This is a genomic window from Streptomyces sp. NRRL B-1140 (assembly GCF_001280065.1).
Taxonomy (GTDB): Bacteria; Actinomycetota; Actinomycetes; order Streptomycetales; family Streptomycetaceae; genus Streptomyces.
This window is the reverse complement of record NZ_LGEA01000149.1, coordinates 1-3,146: the sequence shown is the minus strand read 5'-3', so window position 1 is coordinate 3,146 and position 3,146 is coordinate 1. Positions and strand designations below refer to the sequence as shown.

Annotated in this window: 2 protein-coding genes; both read left to right on the top strand. The window is 74.5% G+C overall.

Translation table 11 applies throughout. From position 1 onward, the window contains the following. On the top strand, window positions 1–2,324 hold a 2,324-nt coding region (locus ADK65_RS34425), incomplete at its 5' end, for a type I polyketide synthase (RefSeq protein WP_159038861.1). 5 nt (window positions 2,325–2,329) lie between these two features. Beyond that, window positions 2,330–3,146 (top strand): beta-ketoacyl synthase N-terminal-like domain-containing protein (locus ADK65_RS34420; RefSeq protein ID WP_078956283.1); only part of this gene is annotated, 817 nt, incomplete at its 3' end.

Genomic DNA, 3,146 nt, shown 5'->3' with positions numbered 1-3,146 from the left:
GCGGCCCGGTGTCCGTGGAGTGGACGGATCCCGCCTACTGGACCGACCACATCCGCCGCACCGTCCGCTTCCACCACGCGCTGGAGCACCTCGGCGAGGCGTACGGGAACACGGGACTGGCCCTGGTCGAACTCGGCCCCGACGCGACCCTGACCGCACTGGCCCGGCAGACGCTGCCCGACCACACCGCCGTGCCGTCCCTCAAACGGGACCGGCCCCAGGCCGCCGAGGTCCTGACCGCCGTGGGGACCCTCCACACCCACGGCACCGCTCTCGACTGGCCGGCGCTCACCCCCGGTGCCCGCGCGACCGTTCCCCTGCCCACCTACCCCTTCCAGCACCGGCACTACTGGCTGGACCCGGCGGAGGCACTCGAGTCGCGACCGGCCGCCCGTGAGGACGCGCTCTTCGAGGTGGAATGGACGGACCCCGGGGCCGGCGCAGCGGCGGCGTCCGTGCCGCCCGAGCGGCAGGTCGTGTTGGCACCCGGCTCGGACTTCCCCGACCTCCGGGCGGTCGCCGACGCGATGGCCGGCGGACTCGCGGTGGACGTCCTCGTCCAGCCTCTCGCCGCACTGTCCCCGCACGACGGGACCGACGACCGGGCCGCCGCGGCGCACTCGGGCCTGGAGCGGGCCCTGGCGTTCGTCCAGGACTGGGCCGGCCGTCCGGAGCTGGAGCGGACGAAACTCGTCGTGACCGGCTCCGGGGCGGTGGCGGCGGGCCAGGGGCGCAGCGAACCGGTCGATCCGGCGACGGCCGCCGTGTGGGGGCTGCTGCACAGCGTGCAGAACGAGTACCCCGAACGGCTCGTGCTGATCGACCACGACGGCGACGCGCTCTCCGCCGCCGACGTGGCCGCCGCGCTCGCCACCGGCGCGGCGCGGTGCGCCGTACGGGAAGGCCGGGTCCTGGTGCCCCGGCTGGCGGCCGTGCCCAAGGACACCGGCGCGGCGGCGGACGGACGGCCCTGGAACCCGGAGGGGACCGTGCTCGTCACCGGCGGGACCGGCGCCCTCGCCGGGCTCTTCGCCCGCCACCTCGTCACCGGGCACGGCGTCTCCCGTCTGCTGCTCACCAGCCGAAGCGGCCTCGACGCCCCCGGCGCAGAGCAGCTCCTCGACGACCTCACCGCACTCGGCGCCGAGGTCACCGTCACCCGCGGGGACATCACCGACCCCGCCTTCATCACCGAACTGCTCGACTCCGTGCCCCCCGAACACCCCCTCACCGGCATCGTCCACACCGCCGGCACCCGCGACGACGGCCTGGTCACCACCCTCACCCCCGACCGCGTCTCCGCCGTCCTGCGGCCCAAGTCCGACGCCGCCTGGCACCTCCACGACCAGACCACCCGACGCGGCATCCACCTCGACCATTTCGTCCTCTTCTCCTCCATCGCCGCCCCCTTCGGCGGCCCCGGGCAGGGCAGTTACGCCGCCGCCAACGCCTTCCTCGACGGCCTCGCGGACCTTCGCCACGCCCAGGGCCTGCCCGCCACCTCCCTCGCCTGGGGACTCTGGGACCAGACCGAGGGCATGGCGAAGCAACTCAGCGAGGCGGACGTCGAGCGGGTCGTCCGGCGCGGGTACGTGCCCATCTCGGTCGCGCAGGGCCTCGCTCTCTTCGACGCGGCGATCGCGCGGCCCCGCCCGGCGTTCGTGGCGACACCCGTGGACCGGGAGGTGCTCCGCACCTCGGGCATCGCGCCGGCCCTGCTGCGCACCCTCGTGACCGGATCCACCGACGGCGGCGCGGCGGCCGTCGGCGAGCAGGCCGGGAACGGGGGCGGCGGGCAGCCCGCCGCCCCGCTGGCCGAACGCCTCGCGGGCCTGAGCGCGAACCGGCGCACCAAGCTGGTCCTCGGCGTCGTGCGCGAGGAGACGGCCACCGTCCTCGGCCGCGGCGATCCGGCCGCCATCCCCGCCGACCGCCCCTTCAAGGAGATGGGATTCGACTCGCTGACGGCGGTCGAGCTGCGCAACCGGCTGGGCCGGGCCGTCGGCTTCGCCCTCTCGCCGACCGTCGTCTTCGACCACCCCACACCGGCGGCCCTCGTCGACCACCTCCTCGCTGAACTCGCGCCCGGCGAGCTGTCCGTGGCGGATCTGGTCGCCGTGGAGATCGCCCGGCTGGAGACGGCGCTGGACGACCTCGACGACGGCGAGGAGAGCCGCCGTGAGATCCGGGCCCAGCTGCTGCGGATCCTCGGCCGGTGGGACGACCCGGACGCCGGTACGGAGGAGGGGTCGGACGGCCTCGACCTGGACGCCGCGTCCGACGAAGACCTGTTCAAGCTCGTCGCAGCAAACCGAAGGGACTGAGTTCCGTGTCCAACGAGGCGAAGCTTCGTGAATATCTCAAGCAGGCGATCGCCGACACGCGGCGGGCCCAGGACCAACTGAGGGAGATCGAGGACGCGGCCGCGGAGCCCATCGCGATCGTCGGCATGGCCTGCCGCTTTCCCGGCGCCGTCCGTTCTCCCGAGGACCTGTGGGACCTGGTGGCCGCCGGCGGGGACGCGATCGGCACCTTCCCCGAGGACCGGGGCTGGGACCTGGACGCACTCCTTAACGGCGAACCCGGCAGCTCCGGTACGTCGGCCACCCGGCACGGCGGTTTCCTCGACGACGCCGGCGCGTTCGACGCGGGCTTCTTCCACGTCTCGCCGCGCGAGGCCCAGGCGATGGACCCGCAGCAGCGGCTGCTGCTGGAGGCGTCGTGGGAGGCGATCGAGCACGCCTCGATCGACGCCTCCGCCCTGCGCGGCAGCTCCACCGGGGTCTTCGTCGGCGGGGCGGTCCAGGACTACGGCTCCCGCCTTCACGAGCCGGACGAGTCCGCCGAAGGGCTGCGCCTCACCGGCAGCCTGAGCAGTGTGCTGTCGGGCCGTATCGCGTACTTCCTGGGCCTTGAGGGTCCGGCGGTGACGGTCGACACCGCGTGCTCGTCCTCGCTGGTGGCTCTGCACCTGGCCGTGCGGTCGCTGCGCTCGGGGGAGTCCGGGCTGGCGATCGCCGGCGGCGTCACGGTCCTCGCGACACCCGGCACCTTCGTGGAGTTCTCCCGGCAGGGCGGGCTGGCGCCGGACGGCCGCTGCAAGGCCTTCGGCGCGGGCGCGGACGGCACGGGCTGGGCGGAGGGTG